This window comes from Corynebacterium sp. HMSC06C06, assembly GCF_001807295.1.
GTDB lineage: Bacteria > Actinomycetota > Actinomycetes > Mycobacteriales > Mycobacteriaceae > Corynebacterium > Corynebacterium striatum.
In genome coordinates this window covers 1-580 of the sequence record NZ_KV788477.1, presented here as the reverse complement: position 1 = coordinate 580, position 580 = coordinate 1, and the positions used below count along the sequence as shown (strand labels likewise).

The 580-nt window shown below is 48.1% G+C and carries 1 pseudogene; it reads left to right on the top strand.

The window, feature by feature from the left end:
• Positions 1–223, top strand: a pseudogene (locus HMPREF3153_RS12830) (hypothetical protein); the annotation flags it as partial.
• Positions 224–580 lie beyond the last annotated feature (357 nt).

The window sequence follows — 580 nt, the reverse complement described above, 5'->3', positions numbered from 1 at the left end:
CCGGAACACCGGTACCCAAAACCCGCATCTGACAGTCTATCTCGTTTTTAGAGAAGGGTATGCGCAACATTCCTCCGTGCGCTACCAGGAAATAAGCCCAGATATATTGGCTGCATTTACCACGCGTGAAGCAGCTCAGACTGATGTCGTTTCTCGGCAGAAAAAGGAGCCTTCATTCTTACCGAGTGAGTTTCATATATGGGAAGTCGAATTCGGGTTTTGACCGAAAACTTCCGTGGCCAAGGCCCAGAAATCCCCATGTACTGAGCAGTACTTCTCGTCGGTTTTAAATTCTGTTGCAAGGAGAACGTAAGCATCTATACCGCTGAAAATGGCGGAATAGGCTCGATGAATTCTTATATCGGAATTGGGTTATCCGCAGTTTTAGGGATATGTCTCGTCGCCCCTTAGTTCAAGTTGAAGTGATTAGCTGGCGTGCGCAGGGTTTTCATCAGCTTCTCGCTGATCTCGTTGCCCCTCGCCGGGTCATGGCTTTTCTTCGGTGACACCGTAGTCATTATCGGTGAAACTCCTTCTAGATCAGAGCCACACACAAACAACTTGACGCTGATAATGGGAA